Source organism: Acidovorax sp. HMWF029, assembly GCF_003060895.1.
Taxonomy (GTDB): domain Bacteria; phylum Pseudomonadota; class Gammaproteobacteria; order Burkholderiales; family Burkholderiaceae_C; genus Acidovorax.
In genome coordinates this window covers 1-16,740 of sequence record NZ_QAIH01000106.1, presented here as the reverse complement: position 1 = coordinate 16,740, position 16,740 = coordinate 1, and the positions used below count along the sequence as shown (strand labels likewise).

The 16,740-nt window shown below is 64.4% G+C and carries 12 protein-coding genes and 1 pseudogene; 4 read left to right on the top strand and 9 right to left on the bottom strand.

Annotation, left to right across the window (positions count from 1 at the left end):
- Positions 1 to 485 precede the first annotated feature (485 nt).
- The 3 genes from priA (at position 486) to DBR12_RS07145 (ending at position 3,635) form a co-directional block, all read left to right on the top strand.
- The gene (gene priA / locus DBR12_RS07155; RefSeq protein WP_369861399.1) at positions 486 to 2,600 is read left to right on the top strand and encodes a primosomal protein N'; all 2,115 of its coding nucleotides are present in this window, start codon (positions 486 to 488) and stop codon (positions 2,598 to 2,600) included.
- 368 nt (positions 2,601 to 2,968) lie between these two features.
- Positions 2,969 to 3,178: a hypothetical protein gene (locus tag DBR12_RS07150; RefSeq protein ID WP_108616625.1), complete on the top strand. Its 210-nt coding sequence runs from the start codon at positions 2,969 to 2,971 to the stop codon at positions 3,176 to 3,178.
- A gap of 121 nt (positions 3,179 to 3,299) precedes the next feature.
- Complete coding sequence (locus tag DBR12_RS07145; RefSeq protein ID WP_108616623.1) at positions 3,300 to 3,635, top strand: RNA-binding protein; 336 nt, start codon at positions 3,300 to 3,302, stop codon at positions 3,633 to 3,635.
- Between the two features lie 128 nt (positions 3,636 to 3,763).
- Here DBR12_RS07145 and DBR12_RS07140 read toward each other — a convergent pair.
- From DBR12_RS07140 to DBR12_RS07100, 9 genes and pseudogenes are all read right to left on the bottom strand, one after another.
- Positions 3,764 to 4,225 (bottom strand): annotated as a pseudogene (locus DBR12_RS07140) (AEC family transporter); the annotation flags it as partial.
- 388 nt (positions 4,226 to 4,613) lie between these two features.
- Positions 4,614 to 6,242 (bottom strand): PepSY domain-containing protein, encoded by a 1,629-nt coding sequence (locus DBR12_RS07135; RefSeq protein WP_108616622.1) that lies wholly within the window; start codon positions 6,240 to 6,242, stop codon positions 4,614 to 4,616.
- 15 nt (positions 6,243 to 6,257) lie between these two features.
- A complete protein-coding gene (locus tag DBR12_RS07130; protein WP_108616621.1) occupies positions 6,258 to 6,548 on the bottom strand; it encodes a hypothetical protein in 291 nt (96 codons plus the stop codon).
- A 1-nt stretch (position 6,549) separates the two neighbouring features.
- A complete protein-coding gene (locus DBR12_RS07125) occupies positions 6,550 to 6,825 on the bottom strand; it encodes a hypothetical protein (protein ID WP_146185492.1) in 276 nt (91 codons plus the stop codon).
- Between the two features lie 43 nt (positions 6,826 to 6,868).
- Positions 6,869 to 9,313: a TonB-dependent receptor gene (locus DBR12_RS07120; protein ID WP_233244338.1), complete on the bottom strand. Its 2,445-nt coding sequence runs from the start codon at positions 9,311 to 9,313 to the stop codon at positions 6,869 to 6,871.
- 146 nt (positions 9,314 to 9,459) lie between these two features.
- Positions 9,460 to 10,767, bottom strand: coding sequence for a FecR family protein (locus DBR12_RS07115; RefSeq protein ID WP_108616618.1), 1,308 nt, complete (start codon positions 10,765 to 10,767; stop codon positions 9,460 to 9,462).
- Positions 10,768 to 10,871: 104 nt separating this feature from the next.
- Positions 10,872 to 11,414 carry a sigma-70 family RNA polymerase sigma factor gene (locus DBR12_RS07110; protein ID WP_108616617.1) on the bottom strand — a complete coding sequence of 181 codons (543 nt, stop codon included), beginning with the start codon at positions 11,412 to 11,414 and terminating at the stop codon, positions 10,872 to 10,874.
- Positions 11,415 to 11,833: 419 nt separating this feature from the next.
- A complete protein-coding gene (locus tag DBR12_RS07105; RefSeq protein WP_108616616.1) occupies positions 11,834 to 12,787 on the bottom strand; it encodes an AEC family transporter in 954 nt (317 codons plus the stop codon).
- Between the two features lie 229 nt (positions 12,788 to 13,016).
- Positions 13,017 to 14,294 carry an ABC transporter substrate-binding protein gene (locus DBR12_RS07100; protein WP_233244337.1) on the bottom strand — a complete coding sequence of 426 codons (1,278 nt, stop codon included), beginning with the start codon at positions 14,292 to 14,294 and terminating at the stop codon, positions 13,017 to 13,019.
- Between the two features lie 316 nt (positions 14,295 to 14,610).
- Here DBR12_RS07100 and DBR12_RS07095 point away from each other — a divergent pair, with 316 nt between their 5' ends.
- The gene (locus DBR12_RS07095) at positions 14,611 to 16,686 is read left to right on the top strand and encodes an ATP-dependent helicase (RefSeq protein ID WP_108616614.1); all 2,076 of its coding nucleotides are present in this window, start codon (positions 14,611 to 14,613) and stop codon (positions 16,684 to 16,686) included.
- The last annotated feature ends 54 nt before the right edge of the window (positions 16,687 to 16,740 follow it).

Genomic DNA, 16,740 nt, shown 5'->3' with positions numbered 1-16,740 from the left:
TTCAAGGACTTGCGAGACAAACACAGGGGATATCAACAAAGTTATCCACAGAAATTTTGGATTTCTTGCAAAACCCTTGTCAAATCAAGCACTTGCAGGCTAAACCGCAAAAAACCCTGAACAAGCGGTGCACCGGCTAGCACAAATTTGGGGCTGATCTGGGCCTTGACGCCAAAGTGATGTTCGACTTATGCACACAAATCTTGATGCGACGCAACATGCAGCCACCACCCAGCCATAGCACAGAAAATGCACTCAAATTTCTTCAGATGATTGATTCATAAGGATTTTTTAGTGCTGCCATTTTTGTGGGCATTCTGTTTGGCGCCAGTATTCATGCGGGTTGGCGGGGTGTGGACGCAGGATGTCAACAAAGTTATCCACAGAAAGACGGGATTACTCGCTCGGCACACCAAATCAAGCACTTAGCGGCCAAACCTCCACACCACCTCCACAAGCCCCCGTAACTGCCATAGCCTGTGCCTATCCACACCGCCATCGTCCACATTGCATTGCATACCCCGTCGCACAGCGGGGTGGGGGACTTGCTCAGCTACACCAGCACGCAGCCTCTGCCCCCCGGCACGCTGGTGCGGGTGCCGCTGGGCAAGCGCGAGGTGCTGGGCGTGGTGTGGGACGCCACCGAGGCCACGGGCGAGTTGCCCGAGGGCGCGGCCATGCGGCCGGTGGCGGGCGTGCTAGAGGGTGTGGAACCACTGGGGCAGCCCTGGCGCCGCCTGGTGGCCTTTGCCGCGCGCTACTACCAGCGCGCCCTGGGCGAAGTGGCGCTGGCCGCCCTGCCGCCCCAGTTGCGCGACCTGCAGCCCGACCAGCTGGCGCGCCGGCTCAAGCGCACTGCCAAGTCGCTGGACCAGGACAGCAGCGAAAACGCTATCTCATTGATAGCACTTACCCTAGAACAGGAGCGCGCAAGGGCCCGAATTTCCTCTGAATCCGGCCCCTTCCTGCTGTTTGGCAGCACCGGCAGCGGCAAGACCGAGGTCTACCTGCGCTGTGTGCAGGAGGCGCTGGAGGCCGACCCCAGGGCGCAGGCGCTGGTGATGGTGCCCGAGATCAACCTCACCCCCCAGCTCGAAGAACGCTTCACCACCCGCTTCGCCCCCCGCTTTGGCAGCCAGGCCGTGGTCTCGCTGCACAGCGGCATGACCAACCCCCAGCGCCTCAAAAGCTGGCTGGCCGCCCACAGTGGCGCGGCGCGCATCGTGCTGGGCACGCGCATGGCGGTGTTTGCCAGCCTGCCGGGACTGAAGATCATCGTCGTGGACGAGGAGCACGACCCGAGCTACAAGCAGCAGGAGGGCGCCCGCTATTCGGCGCGCGACCTGGCCATCTGGCGTGGGCGTGAACAAGGCGCCAAGGTGCTGCTGGGCTCGGCCACGCCGTCACTGGAAAGCTGGCACGCGAGCGACCCCGCCGTGGGGCGCTATGTGCGGCTGGCCATGCCCAGCCGGATCGGCGCGGGCGCCCTGGCCCGCGTGCGCCGCGTGGACATGAACCAGCAGCCGCGCCGCGCCATCTTCAGCGCACCGCTGCTGGCCGCCATCAGCGAGCGCGTGGCGCGCGGCGAGCAGAGCATGGTGCTTCTCAACCGCCGGGGCTACGCGCCCGTGCTGCACTGCGCCGACTGCGGCTGGAAAAGCGACTGCCCGCACTGCAGCGCGCACCAGGTTTTTCACAAGACCGACCGCACCCTGCGCTGCCACCACTGCGGCTACACCGTGCGCGTGCCCTACCACTGCCCCACCTGCGGCAGCCCCGACATCCATTCCATGGGCCGGGGCACCGAGCAGCTCGAAGAGCAGCTTGGCGACCTGCTGTCCGAGGTGCTGCGGCCCGACCGCACGCCCGCGCGCATCGCCCGCATCGACGCCGACACCACCAAGGCCAAGGGCGCGCTGGAGGCCCAGCTGGCGCAGGTGCATTCGGGTGAAGTGGATGTGCTGGTGGGCACACAGATGATTGCCAAGGGCCACGACTTCCGGCGCATCACCCTGGTGGCCGCCGTGCAACCCGATGGGGCGCTGTTCAGCAGCGACTTCCGTGCGCCCGAGCGGCTGTTTGCGCTGCTCATGCAGGCAGCAGGCCGCGCCGGGCGCGACGCTGCGTACATGGCCGCACAAGCAGTTCATGGCACGCAGTGCGAGATGTGGGTGCAGACCTTCCATCCCCAGCACGCCGTGTACGAGGCGCTGCGCAAACACGACTACGAGGCCTTCGCCGCCCAGCAATTGAAAGAGCGCGAGGAAGCCGCCATGCCCCCATTTGCCTACCAGGCCCTGGTGCGGGCCGACGCGCGCACGCAGGAGGTGGCCCAGGGCTTCCTCACCGCCGCCACAGCCGCCGCGCATGCAGCGGGCCTGCCGGGGCTGGAGGCGGTAACGCTGTTCCCCCCGGTGCCGCTGACCATCCAGCGCGTGGCGAATGTCGAGCGCGCCCAGATGCTCATGGAAAGCGGGAGCCGCACTGCCCTGCAGCGCTTCCTGGCCGCCTGGCAGCCTGTGCTGCAGGCCACGCGCAGTGCACCCGAGCACAAGGGGCTGGTGCGCTGGCTGGTGGATGTGGACCCGCTGGTGATTTGAGGCATTTTTGGGTCCTGGCGCGCATTGCACAAGCGCAACCAGCTATCAAATCAGAAGCATTCAGCGCCTGCTGCGCAGGTCTTGCAGAGCCTCGGGCATCCGCTTTTTAAAACCAAAAATAATATTAATTTGAATTTAAATTCAAATAGCAATATACTTCGGGCTGTTGCAGCCATGGCTCCTTCCTCGGGTCATCACCGCAACGTCTGTCACGGGGTGCACTCCGCCCCACGCCAGCGCAGTTTTTGCGACCTTTGTCGCCCCGTGGGTCTGTAGAGCTGCAGCCCACCGCGTCCCTTGATGCTCACGCAGGCCACCTTTGCGGCCCGCGATCCTGATTGATCCAGATTTCACAGCCTGCCATTTCCATGGGCGCCTACGTCGTTTCGCCCGCGACACACCCCACCGACTGCGGCCGCTTTCGCGCCTCTTTCTCGGTCCATCGCTCCCAGGGCAACGGCAGTTATTGCCGCGTGTTCCGTTTTGACAAAGCCTTCGCCTCGCGCGAAGCCGCACGGCTTTTTGCCGTCACGCAGGGCTGGCTGCAAACCAGCATGCAGCACCCGCCCCAATGTTGATGGCCTGCTGCGGCCCCACGCACCTGCCATCCACCTTGCCCCCGCTGCGGATTTCCCATCCGCCGCACAGAACCCCAACGGTGCGCGAATCGTTGCGCGCCATTTTCAGAAAGGCTCTTCCATGAGCAGCAAAATCTATGTGGGCAACCTGCCCTATTCCGTGACCGATGCCAGCCTGAACAGCAACTTTGCCGAGTTTGGCGGCGTGTCGTCAGCCAAGGTCATGATGGACCGTGACACGGGCCGCTCCAAAGGCTTCGGCTTTGTCGAGATGGCCAACGCCGACGTGGCCCAGGCCGCCATCAAGGCGCTGCACGGCATGTCCGTGGACGGCCGCTCGATTGTGGTGAACCTGGCCCGCCCGCGCGAAGAACGCAGCGATGCAGGCGGCTACACCGCCAGCAAGCGCGCAGATGTGGGCTATGGCACAGGTGGCCACGGCGGCGGCCGCTACTGAACCCGGTAGCCCCCACAAAAAACCGGCTCGCCTGAGCCGGTTTTTTTTCGCCCCGGCGCAAAAAATCAGGCTTTTTTCGGCTTCTGCGCGCATGGGACGGGCGCAAACAGCTACAAAATCAGTAGCAATCAGATCAGCAACGCCACCGCAGCCGAAAAGCTCACAAACGCCAGCGCTGTGGACACCAAAATGATGCGCGCCACCCGCCCGTTGTTGGCGCCAAACTTCTCGGCCAGCAGCGACACATTGCTGGCGCTGGGCAGCGCCGCCAGCAGCACCAGCACCGTGAGTGCAAACGGCGTGAGCGGCACCCCCAGCGCCATGGCTGCGGTGCCTGCGCCCAACACCAGCAGCGGGTGCACCAGCAACTTGGCCAGCGCCACCGGCACATAGTCGCGCGCGGGGACCTGCTCGTGCTGGTTCATCTGCGAGCGGGCCAACACCGCGCCAATGGCGAACAGCGCCACGGGCGATGCCGCATCGGCCAGCATGGCCACCGTTTTATCGACCGGGTCAGGCAGCTTGAGCTGCAGCGCCGAAGCCAGCGCACCCAGTGCAATTGACCAGGGCATGGGATTGGTGGCCATGCCCTACCGATAGGAGATTCAACCGCATGAGCCAAAACATTGGCTGAGGAGCTTGCCCCTGCCCGGTCAGACTTGGCGAGTAAATTGGCACCAAAACAATGACGTCGTTGTGCATCAGGCATCCACATGCTTGGTCGCCGACACCACGCCAACGACCCATCTGTCCAGCCGCTCACCGTGAGCAGCCTGCTTTTAGCCCACCGTACAAATCATGCGCAAGGGGCGCCATGATCAACGATACCCACGCCGGTCAAGGGCAAAGCGCCGAATAGCCGGGCCAAGGCGCGTGTTCTTCGACACGGTGGCGATGGCCTGCTGGACCACACGGCCGACCCTCCGTGGGAATGGGCTCCGCAAACATTGACGTGCCGCGGCGTCGAGCCCGGGCAGCTCAGGCGATGGATTTGACCGACCAGATGCTGTGAGACGGGCCGAAAAGCACGCGCTGTCTGGTCGCAAGGGCCAGCCAGGCGAAGCACATGCCGCCGACCAAGCCAACTGCATCGACACTCAAACTCGCCGCACTGCCGTGAGCCCACAGGCCCAGGCCAGGCAGCAGCCAGCCCAGCAGGCTGCTGGCCGGAATGGCCAGCGTGAAAGCGGCTGCCAAGCACAGCAAATGAACGGCCGCGCGCGCGGCCCCGCGCCAGAAGGACCAGGCCAGCGCCGCGAAGAACATGCCGTAATAGACCCACTGATGCCCAGCAGCCATGTTCTCTACGTGAGCATGCAGCCACTTTGCAGAAACGATGCTGAGGGAGATGCCGCAAACGCTGCCCAGGCAAACACCCACGCAAGCATTGGCCATGAGTTGCACATGGCGTCGCTGCAAAGGGGGGGCATCGCTGCCTGAAGCGCCCCGAAATGGCTTGACGCAGCGCGATTCCACCCACAGCAGGTTGCCGCTGTAGAACAGCCAGGCGCCGGCCAGACCCAGCAAAAAATACATCCATTGCACGGCGACGCCGCCGAAAGCGCCCATGTGAAGCGCAAACAGGCTGTGGATGATCAAGGCCGGCCCGTCCTGCCGGCCGGGCATCCGGTCACTGCTGGTGATCTTCCCGCTGTAGGGGTCAAGGCTCACAAAGCCGCCACGAGGCCGCGGCATGATGCCCGCTGCGTCCTTGCCCCACACCCTGACTTCAGCGCTGGCTTCCGCGACCCTTCGGTATTGCATGAAGGCTGGCTCGAAGGTGGGAGAAAACGCCTTCACCTTGTCCACCAACGCCACAGGCGACAACATCTCCGCAGGGTCACGTCTGACCGCGGCTTTGGCCGCAGCGCGCCCACGTTGGTCGTCGGCCGGTTTGGCCCCTGCGTGTATGGTTTTGTCCTGCAACGCATAGATAGGATCGTGGTACGCGAACACGACGGCCGTCACTGCAATGACGATGTGAAAGGGCAGACTCAACACACCCACTACGTTGTGCGTGTCGAGCCACATTCGCTTCAGATTCTTGCCAATCCGCAACGCGAACAGATCTTTGGCTAGCGAGGGCAGCAGGATCACCAGGCCCGAGATCAATGCCAAGGCGTAAAGCGTGGCGAACACGCCCATGACCCAGCGGTTCATGTCGTTGTCGACGGGCAGGCCGACAACCCTGTGGAGGTGGTCGATGAAGGACGCCAGACGGTTGCCCTGGAACGCCTCCACCTGCGCCTTGCCCTGCTGGTCAAGGCTCGCGACATGAGTGATCGGAGCGGATGCATTGTCCTCACCATCACCCGGTCCACGGACGCGCCAGGCCATCCGTGCCGGGATGTGCTCGGCATCCTCCAAATAGACCAAGAACCCTTTCTCCGCCGACGGGCTGCTGGTCAAGGTCTTGGTGATAAGGTCCTGGGTGTCGGCCAGCGGGATGAGACGCCTTTCCTGGATTGGCGGGGCGGCCCATCGATTCAGCGGTTCCTTGAAGATGTTCAGTGCCCCCGCATAGAACGCGATGAACAGCGCCATCCCGCTGACGATGCCGACCCAGGTGTGCACCGATTTGTAAATGCGGACGTACTCGGTTTTCATGCTTAATTCAAATGCTCATGTGAGTCGCAGCAGATAGGAGACTGCCGTCAGCAAGGCAGCCCAGCCTCCCAGCCACAGCCAAGCCCGTAGTCCGCTTGAGAAGAAATAGACGGTGCCCAGCACACCCAGCCAGGTCGGGGGCACCATCCAGTTTGCCAACTGACGGCGCGCGCTGAAGGGCAAGTCGCCGTTCAGTTGGGCGAACAGACTGCTGAGGACCAGGGCCAGAACGCCGCCCAGCAAGAGGCCGGCTAGGGTCTTTGAGAGCCAGTCACGTTGAATGGGCTGTGGCTTTTTTTCGTTCATTTCATCTTTTTTTCTTCAGCAGACCCGGCAGTGCGCCGCTGCATGCCAGTGCCACGCAGGACACCATCAGCGCTGTGTAGAGCACCAGGGTGGCTGTCAGCGGCTGTCGGCTGTGGGCAAGACAGAGCCAGGCGGCCACGCACAGGCCAAGGCCGCCGGCCCGCGCCGGTAGCGGGGGCACGGGCACCTCGCGCCAGCGCTGGTTGGGTGATGCGAGGTAAGTGACCAGGCAAGCAGCAAAAGCCAGCGCCAATCCGATCAAGGTGCTCATTTCCATGGAGTGTTGCCGGCGGTGGCGCCCTTCGTGGTCTTTGGGAAAATCAGAAGTCCGCCGTGACTGAAGCTGAAACCACCCGACCCTGACCCAGGTTGGCAATGGGCCGGGTGTCGCGGAATGAGCCCGAGTAGTAGTGCTTGTCCGAAGCGTTCGACACCCCCAGCTTGGCGACCACCTTCTTGCCGGCCACCCGCATGGCATAGCGCACCCCCAGGTCGAGCAAAGCCCAGCTAGGAATAGACAGGGTGTTGGTGGCGTTCAGGTACTGGCTGCTAGTGGCGGTGACCTGGGCCGTGAGGGTGAGACCAGGCACCCATGGGGTGTCCCATTCGGCACCCAGGTTGCCTTGCCAACGGGGCACGCCCACGGCGTCTTTCCCATCTGTCAGCCCGCCTTGGGTTTTGGTCTGCACGCCCTGGGTATACGCCACGCCGCCCAACAGCCGGACGTTGTTGGCAACCTCGCCAAAGGTGCTCCACTCCAGTCCACGCACGCGCTTCTCGCCGTTGAGGGATGCGATCAGGTTGGGCGCAGTGCCGGTGGCGAGCAACTGGGGTTGGGCCAGCTGGTACAGGGCCGCGGTGTGGGCGAAGCGGCCCAGATTCCACTTGACCCCGAGTTCGTGCTGTTTGGTCTTGTAGGGCTCGAAGGTGTAGTCCTGTGCGTAGCCGGCAATTCGGGTCACCGACTCGCCTTGGCTCAAAGCCTCAACATAGTTGGCGTACAGCGACAGTCCCTCCCCCCAGGGCTTGAGCACCACGCCCACAGCCGGCGCCCATGAGTTTTTGTCGTAATCGGCGGTAACGGCGCCGGCCGTGCTGAAACTGGTGGTCTGGATGCGCTGGTGGCGCATAGCCAGCGTCAGCCGCAACTGGTCGTTCCAGGCGGACAGCGTGTCGGCCAGCGTTACGCCAGTCCATTGGCTCTCCGCCGTCTTCGGCGCGAAGGTCGGAACGGCAGGCATGGCGACGTAGGTCGGGTTGTAGATGTTCGTGCTGGCGATTCTGTTTGTGGCGCTGGCCGACCCAGTCTCGTTGGCCAGGGTAGAGGCTTGCAGAACAACCTCATGCTGCACCGACCCGGTGGCCAAGTGCCCGCGCAGGCCCACTTCGGCGGTCTTATTGTTCTGGTATCCCAGCGTGCCGTACGTCAGGGAACTGGTGCTGGTACCAGCGGCGTTGATGCTATTGACGATGGAACCGCCCGTGTAGCCTGAGTTTTTGGACTTCGCCGTGCCGGCTGCGGCAAAGGCGGAGAGATTGGGATTGAAGTCGTACTCGACACGAGCAATCGCAGCCTGAGAATCCAGCACGCCTTGAGCGCTGGGGAACTGATTGATGCTGGGGTCTGGGGCCGCCGGGACCGTGTTGGTGGTGGCAAACCAGTACATCGCGCCCACGCCGCCCGTGACCGCTTCTTTGCTGTTGTACACGTCGAGCGACGCCTTGAGGGCCTTGTTGCGGTAGTCCAGCGCGGCGGACACGAATTCGCGCCGTTCATCCTGGCCTTGCAGGGTTGTTTCGCCATCGGCGAAACGACCATTGATGCGCAGGCCAAACGCGTTGTCTTCACCAAAACGGCGGCCAATGTCCACGTTGGTGCCCAGCTGGCTGGCGCTTTGCGCGTCAACGGTCACACGGTTCAGCGCTTCGTCGCCAGCGCGCTTGGGCACCATGTTGATGACTGCTCCCACTCCGCCACTAGGGGCCATGCCGGTGAACAGCATGCTGGGGCCTTTGAGCAGTTCCACGCGTTCGAACATCTCGATGGTGCTGTTGCTGTTCCCGCTCATGCCAAACAGGCCATCAATGGCAAAGTCGCCACGGCTGATCGTGAATCCGCGGACTTTGAAGTTCTCGTACTGGTGCCCGGTGGTGACGGTGTTACGCACCGATGGGTCGCTGGTCAACACATCGGCCACTGTGCGTGCTTGCCGGTTTTCCATCAGTTCGGCGGTGTAGCTGGTCACGCTAAAGGGGATGTCCATCACATTCTGATTGCCCAGGACACCCATGCGGGCGCCTGTGGCGACTTGGCCGCCGGCATAGGCCTTGGGCAGGTCGCCAGGGCGTTCGGTCGTGGCGACGACGCGCACCGTTGGCAAAACATTCGGAGCGACTGCTCCCGCTGGCAGTTTTCGCACGATCACAGAAGTGCCATCCATTGCGGCTGCAAGTCCGTGGTCAGCAAGCAGCCGATCCAGTGCCTGCAGCGCCGTCAGCTGCCCCGCCACCGCAGGCGCCTGCTTCCCCGCTACCAGCGCCGCCGGAAACGTCATCTGCAGGTTTGCCTGCCGCGCCAGCTCGTTCAGCGCCTGCCCCAGTGGCTGCGCCGGGATGTTGATGGCGATGGGTGTGACGGCCGCACCGGCCCTGCTGCTTTGGGCATGAGCCAGCGGCACGTGGCCGGCTGCCAACGCCATGGCCGTCGCGGCGGCCATGGCCAGGGTGGCAGGGGTGAAGCGCTGGTACAGCGGCATGGGTCGCATGGTTGAAAACTCCTCGTTTGGTAGCTGATTTGCCGGGCCGGAGCACTCCGCACCAGCCCGTCGTACCGAAGAAGACGCAACACCCCTGCGCTACCCTCATGTTGCAAATGAGAATTTTTCAGAAAGTTTCTGCAACCCCGTTCATCTCACTGCGCCACCACTTCCGTGACCTCGCCCCGGCGCACCAGGCGCACGGGTAACACCCGCGGCAGGGTTTCGGCAAACCGCTGCCACTGATTGATGCTGTAGCTGCCGCCCACTGGTAGAGCGGCCACAGTGGGGTCGCTCACCACCAGGCCGGTGCGGCCGTAGCGATCAAACTCGGCAATGGCCTGGGCCAAGGGGATCTGATTGAAGCTGAGTCGCCCGTCGCGCCAGGGGGCAATGGCGTTGGCGGCCATCGTGGCCACCGGGCCGATGTGGCCACGGGCGTCAGCGCCCAGGGTCTGGCCGGCGCTCAGCTCCACGGGGTGGTCTGCCGGGGCTTCAGAGTAGAAGGCCAGGTCTTGCACCGGAGCGGAGCCGTCGGTGCTTTCGGGCGGGGAGCGCCACTTCTCCACACGCACCCGACCTTCTTCCACGGCCACCACGGTCTGGCCTGCGTCCTGCCCGGTGCCGGTGTGCCGCACCGAGAAGCGGGTGCCGACGACTGTGATGCGCAGGGCACCTGCGTACACGTGAAAGGGGCGCTGCGGGTCTCTGTGTACGGCGAACATGGCCTGCCCACTCTGCAGGTGCACCTCGCGCCGGTCGCGATACAGGCGTATCTGGGTCTGGGTGGCGGTGTCCAGTTGCAGGGTGCTGCCGGATGCCACAGCCTGGTTGGCGGCGTCGGGCAGGATGACCTTGAGCTGCTGGCCGCGTTCGGTGGCGTAAGCCTGTTCGAACACGGGCTGGCGCTGCCAATGGCTCCAGCCCATCCAGCCGCCGCCCACCATGGCAAAGGCGATGGCGGCGGCTGCGGCCTGGGGCGCCAACGGGCGCAGCAGACCTGGCAGGCCGTGCAGTCCAGACAGGGCTGTGCCCAAGCCGACGGTGAATGGCCGCAGTTTGGGCAAGGGTGGGCCTGCAGGTGGTGCAGTGCGGGGTGGAGCGGCCTGTGCGGCAGCGTCTTGCTCAGTCAGCCTGGCGCGCATCTGGGCCCGGTCGTCATCAGGCAACTCCTGCAGCTCGCCAAAGGTGGCGTCCATGTCTTCGAGGGCTTGGGCGTGGCGGGGGTCGGCGTCCAGCCAAGCACGGTGCTGGGCTTCGCCCTCGACGCTGAGTCCGCTGCGCTTGCGCGTCGCCCAGGTGGCTGCCGCAATGTCCAGCGGGTCCTGCTCCTGGACGAAGGCCTCGAACTCGCGTTCTTCGGCGTCGGGCTCAGTCCGATGGCTTGCGTCGACGTGAGCGGCCCGGTCCTTGCGCGTGGCCTGGGCGTGTTCAGGGCGAGAATCGATCGGGGTTGGAGGCATGGCAGTGTTGCAAATCGCTTTCTCTTGTCAATGTAGACGCAGGGAAGGGGCGAAACCTCACCCCTGGTTGGCGCTCAGCGGCTGAACGCTGCAGACGCACTGGGCTACCTCGGCGCCTCACGCCGCACGTCGGTCTTGCCCGGGTCCCGCCCGCCTTGGCCGCGCAGGCGGCGCTCGCACAGCTTGCATGCCACCATGGCGCGCACGATGTGCTTTTCCACCATGCTGACGGAGATGCCCATGTGCTGGGCAATCCGGGCGTGGCTGCAATCATCGAAAACGTGCAGCACGAAGGCTTCACGGCAGCGGGCGGGCAGGGCCTCGATGGTCGCCACGTACGCGCGGATCACTTGTTGCGAGGCCAGCCGCTCTTCGGGCTGCAGGTGCTGCGGCGCGGGAAGGTGCTGGTCTTCGGGCCAGGCATCCAGGTCATCGTGGCGGCGCACTTCGTTGCGCCGGTGCTGGTCGATAACGAGGTTGCGGGCGGTGCGGTAGAGGAACGCGCGCATGTCCAGCACGGCCTGGCCGGAGGATTCGGCGGTGAGCACGCGCACGAAGCTTTCCTGCGCCAGGTCGGCCGCGGTGTCGCGGTCATTGACCTGACGCGCAAGGAAGTTCAGCAGTTCTCGGTGATAGCGCTCCAGCACGTGCAGACCCTAGGAAGAACGAAGGGGCGCCTGGGCCCGTGCGTGGAGACTGGCGGCGGCTGGTCTGCGGGATCAGGCGGAATGAGAATTAATATCATTATTACACAGAACGAGATGATCAAACGCACCTGACAGGCTGGCGGGGTCCATTTTTCGCGGGGGCTGCGTGCAGCGGAAGGGCGGCCTGCCGATGCAAGTGGGGGCGTGATCGAATTGGCACGTTCTAGGCTGTAGATAAAACTGGTTCTCGCTAATACTGGCGCGGGTTTGCGCGGGAATCTTTGGTTTTTTGGCTTCGCCGCAGGCTTTGGCGAAAAATGAGCGGCCCATGGTGATGGAGCCGCATTCCGAGTTTTATGGGATGTTTGGCGTGAGCTACTTTGTGGGGCGCAAGACGCCACCGGCCACGGCAAACGACGTCACGTGAGCAACGCCACCGCCGCCGAAAAGCTCACAAACGCCAGCGCCGTGGATACCAAAATGATGCGCGCCACCCGCCCGTTGTTGGCGCCAAACTTCTCGGCCAGCAGCGACACATTGCTGGCGCTGGGCAATGCGGCTAGCAGCACCAGCACCGTGAGCGCAAACGGCGTGAGCGGCACACCCATCGCCATGGCCGCCGTGCCCACGCACCACACCAAGAACGGGTGCACCAAGAGCTTGGCCAGCGCCACGGGCACATAGTCCCGCGCTGGCACCCGCTCGTGCGCATTCATCTGCGAGCGCGCCAGCACCGCGCCAATGGTGAACAGCGCCACGGGCGAAGCCGCGTCGGCCAGCATGGCGATGGTCTTGTCCACCGGGCCGGGCAACTGGAACTGCAGCGCCGAGGCCAGCGCACCCAGCGCAATCGACCAGGGCATGGGGTTGGTGGCCATGCCCTTGAAGGCGTTCTTCAGCGCCACGCCCACGCCATGGGTACCCGCACCATCGAGGCGCGACAACGCAATGCACAGCGAGCTGGTGATGACCATGTCCACCACGATGGTGACGATGGCCGGGCCTGCGCTCTGCGCACCCAGCAGCGCCACCAGCAGCGGCACGCCCATGAAGCCGGTGTTGGGGAAGGCGGCCACCAGTGCACCAAAGGCCGCGTCGTTCCAGCCGATGCGCGCATTGCGCGTGAGCGCCACCGCCCCCCCCACCATCACCAGCGCACAGACCAGGTACACCCCCGCCACGGCCGGGTCGAGCAACTGCGCAATGGGCGTGCTCGCGCCAAAGCGATACAGCATGCACGGCAGCGCAAAGTACAGCACAAAGGCATTGAGCCCCGGAATTGCAGGCTGGGGCAGCACACCGCGCCGCGCGGCCAGGTAGCCGCAGAGCACGAGGGCGAAGAAGGGGAAGGTGATGAGGAGGACGGAAAGCACGAAAGCTATTGTCGGGCGGCCTGCCCCGTGCAGGGCCGCACCGTCAGCGCAGAGTCAGACGGGGGTCATCGCACACAACGCATGCAGCAGAAGCAAAACGCACCTCGGCATCTCCACGGATTGGCATTCAATCGGATAACCAGGCGGGGAGCCGCAGACAGTGCTGTAGCACTGCAAAGCTCCCTCCACACCCCAAAAAGGACGTTAGCCGGTTGAAGGCAAATCCGTATCACTGCTTGCGCTGGATGATCAGGTTGCGCTTGGCATCCTCGGGGTAGGCAAAGGTGATGGCGCCGTTCTTGACCATGCCCATGACCAGCATGTTGCGCGTGATCGCGTCCTTGTCCTGCGCGCTGAACGGCTTGTCGTAGGTGGTGACCACGCCGTAGTAGGTCTTCATCTTGCCCTCCAGCGACTCCTTGATGGCCTTGCCGTTCAGGTTGCCGTCGCGGATGCCAAGGAAGGAATACATCAGCAGATAGGTGGCGTCGTACGCGTTGGCCGCCGCCATGGGCACGGCCACCTTGCCTTGGTATTTGCGGGTGTAGCCCGACAGGAAGGACGCACGGCGCTCGTTGCTGGGCTCGGCAATGAAGGTCTGTACCATGAGCGCGCCCTCCGCCGCGTCCTTGGCGCCTTCGAGGAAGAACGGGAAGGACAGCGGCCACGGCCCCACCTGCGGCACCTTCCAGCCCAGGGCCTTCTTGCCGTTGGCGATGGTGGCGTTCTCCGGCCCCACGGTGTAGCTGTAGACCACGTTGGCGCCCGCGTTGCGCGCGGCGGTCAGCTCGGCCGTGAGATCCTTCACCCCCAGGTCAAAACGCGCCACGTGCACGGGCTTGAGGTTCTTGGCCGCTAGCGCGGCCACCACGTCGTTGTAGCCGCCTTCGCCATAGCCGGTCTTGTCGGCAAAGATGGCGACCTTGTCCCAGCCGCGGCGGGCGATGTCGTCCACCAGGAAGGGCGCCTGGATCGCATCGCGCGCCTGCACGCGGAAGATGTAGCTGTCGGGCGCGGGGTACTTGGCCGTCACGGCCGAGCCCGTGGCGCAGGGCACGATGAGCGGGCTTTTGGCGTCCTGGAACAGGTCGATGGCCTTGAGCGCCACGCCGGTGTTGCAAAAGCCGATGGTGGCGACGACCTTCTCGGCCAGCAGCTCCTGCGAGACCTTGCGGCCCAGATCGGGGTTGGCCGTGTCGTCCTTGACGACCAGCTCCAGCGGCCGCCCCAGGTAGCCGCCCACGGCGTTGATCTCGTCCACCGCCAGCTTGATGCCGTTGAGCATGGGCACGCCAAAGTCGGCCGAAGGCCCGGAAAACGGTCCCACCACGCCAATGCGCACGGGCGTGGTGCTACCGATCTGGGCTTGCGCCGGGGCCAAGGCCCCGACGGCCAGCAGGGCCGCGGCCACAGCAGCCACAGGCCGCCAGGCGCGGACATGCTGGCAGTGGCGGACCGGGCCGGGTATTGCTGACGAAACGACAGCAGAAAGTGCGATAGAGATCATGGGGCTTTTTGCTCGATGGCAGAGAGATGGGGCCGCACCGCCGGCACCTTCTGTGCGACAGCGGGGTCGCAAGAAGTATCAAATTGCAAAATCAAAGCCCCTAGCGGGGTTTCCCGGAGCGGCAGACCTGCGCGCCCCGCAGCTGCGCCGCCTGTCAGCGCCTTGTCAGCCCGGCACAGTGCCCCCGGGCGGGTCGCTGTCACAGACGCGCCGGTATCATTGCGCGCTTCGCAGCGGGGCGCGCCCCTGCCGCCGCCGCTCCGGCCCACCCCCCGATTTCCTCTCCTTTTCTGCGTTTCGCGCTCCCCTGCCCTCCATGTCTGCCGGTCTCAATCTCGCCCAGCTCCAGGCTGTTCACTACACCGACGGGGCCTGCCTGGTGCTGGCAGGCGCGGGCTCGGGCAAGACGCGGGTGATCACCATGAAGATCGCCCACATGATCGAAAAAGGCACGGACCCCAAACGCATTGCGGCCATTACCTTCACCAACAAGGCGGCGTCGGAAATGCGCGAGCGCGCCGGGCACCTCATCGGCAAGCGCGCCAAGGATGTGCTCATCTGCACCTTCCACGCACTGGGTGTGCGCATGGTGCGCGAGGATGGCCACGTGCTGGGCCTCAAGCCCCAGTTCAGCATCCTCGATGCCGACGATGTGACCGGCATCCTCAAGGAAGCCTCGGGCGGCACCACCGACATGGCCACGGCGCGCCAGTGGCAGTGGGTGATCAGCAAGTGGAAGAACATGGGCCTGACCTCCGAACAGGCGCTGGCCCAGGCGGCGGACGACAACGAACGCATCATCGCCACGCTGATGGCGCGCTATGAAGAGCGCCTGGCGGCCTACCAGAGCGTGGACTTTGACGACCTGATCGGCATGCCGCTGCGGCTGCTGCGCGACTTTCCTGAAGTGCGCGCCAAATGGCAGGCGGCGCTCTCGCATGTGCTGGTGGACGAATACCAGGACACCAACGCCACGCAGTACGAGCTGCTCAAGCTGCTGGTGGGCAAAGATGGCCACTTTACGGCCGTGGGCGACGATGACCAGAGCATCTACGGCTGGCGCGGCGCGACGCTGGACAACCTCAAGAAGCTGCCGGTGGATTACCCGCACCTCAGGGTCATCAAGCTGGAGCAGAACTACCGCTCCACCAGCGCCATCCTGCGCGCGGCCAACAACGTGATCGGGCCCAACCCCAAGCTGTTCCCCAAGACGCTGTTCAGCGAGCTGGGTGAAGGCGAGCCTGTGCGCGTGATCGACGCCGACAACGAAGAGCACGAGGCCGAGCGCGCCGTGGCCCGCATCCTGAGCCTGCGCGCGGCCAGCAACCCGCCGCCGGACTGGAAGAACTTCGCCATCCTGTACCGCGCCAACCATCAGGCCAAGCCGTTCGAGAAGGCACTGCGCAAGGCCAACGTTCCCTACAAGGTCTCGGGCGGCACCAGCTTTTTCGACCGCGCCGAAATCAAGGACCTGTGCGCCTGGTTTCGCCTGTGGATCAACAACGACGATGACCCGGCGTTCTTGCGCGCCATCACCACCCCCAAGCGTGGCATCGGCCACACCACGCTGGCCGCGCTGGGCGCCTTTGCCACCCAGCACAAACAAAGCATGTTCGGCGCGCTGTTCAACGGCATGCTGCCCGCCGCTGTCCCCAAGCGCGCCATGGATGGCCTGCATGAGTTTGGCCGCTACATCAACTACCTGGAATACAGCGCCCGCCGCACCCACGGCGCCGAAGAGGCCCGCGCCTTCCTGAACGAATGGCTCAAGGAAATCGGCTACGAACAGCACCTGTACGACAACGAAGACAGCGAGAAAGTGGCAGCCGCTCGCTGGAGCAATGTGATGGAGTTCTGCGACTGGATGGCCCAGCGCGCGGGCGGCCAGATCGACGACACGGCGGGCGCCGTGGTGGCCAAGGAGACCAAGAGCCTGCTGGAGGTGTCGCAGACCATTGCACTCTTGTCCACCATCAGTGAGCGCGAAAAGGAGCAGGACATGGTCACACTGTCGACCCTGCACGCGAGCAAGGGACTGGAGTGGCCCCATGTGGTGCTGGTAGGCGTGACCGAAGGCATGCTGCCCTTCAAGCTCGACGACGATGAAGGCCGCCAGCAAAAAGTCAGCGACGACACGCTGCAGCGACTGCAGGAGGAACGCCGCCTGATGTACGTGGGCATCACCCGCGCCCAGCGCACCCTGGGCGTGAGCTGGACCAAGAAGCGCAAGAAGGGCCGCGAGATGGTGTCGGCCCAGCCCAGCCGCTTCATTGCCGAGATGGGCCTGGACAAGACCACGGCCCGCGAAGACCCGCGCGAAAAGCTCAAGGCCCTGCGCGCCGAGTTCGCCGCCAAGAAGGCGCTCGCCGCCGGCGCGCCTCCTGTCGCCTGAGAAGGTATGAACGAACCCGCCATGCCCCGCACACGCCCCTCCCTCCTTGCGCAG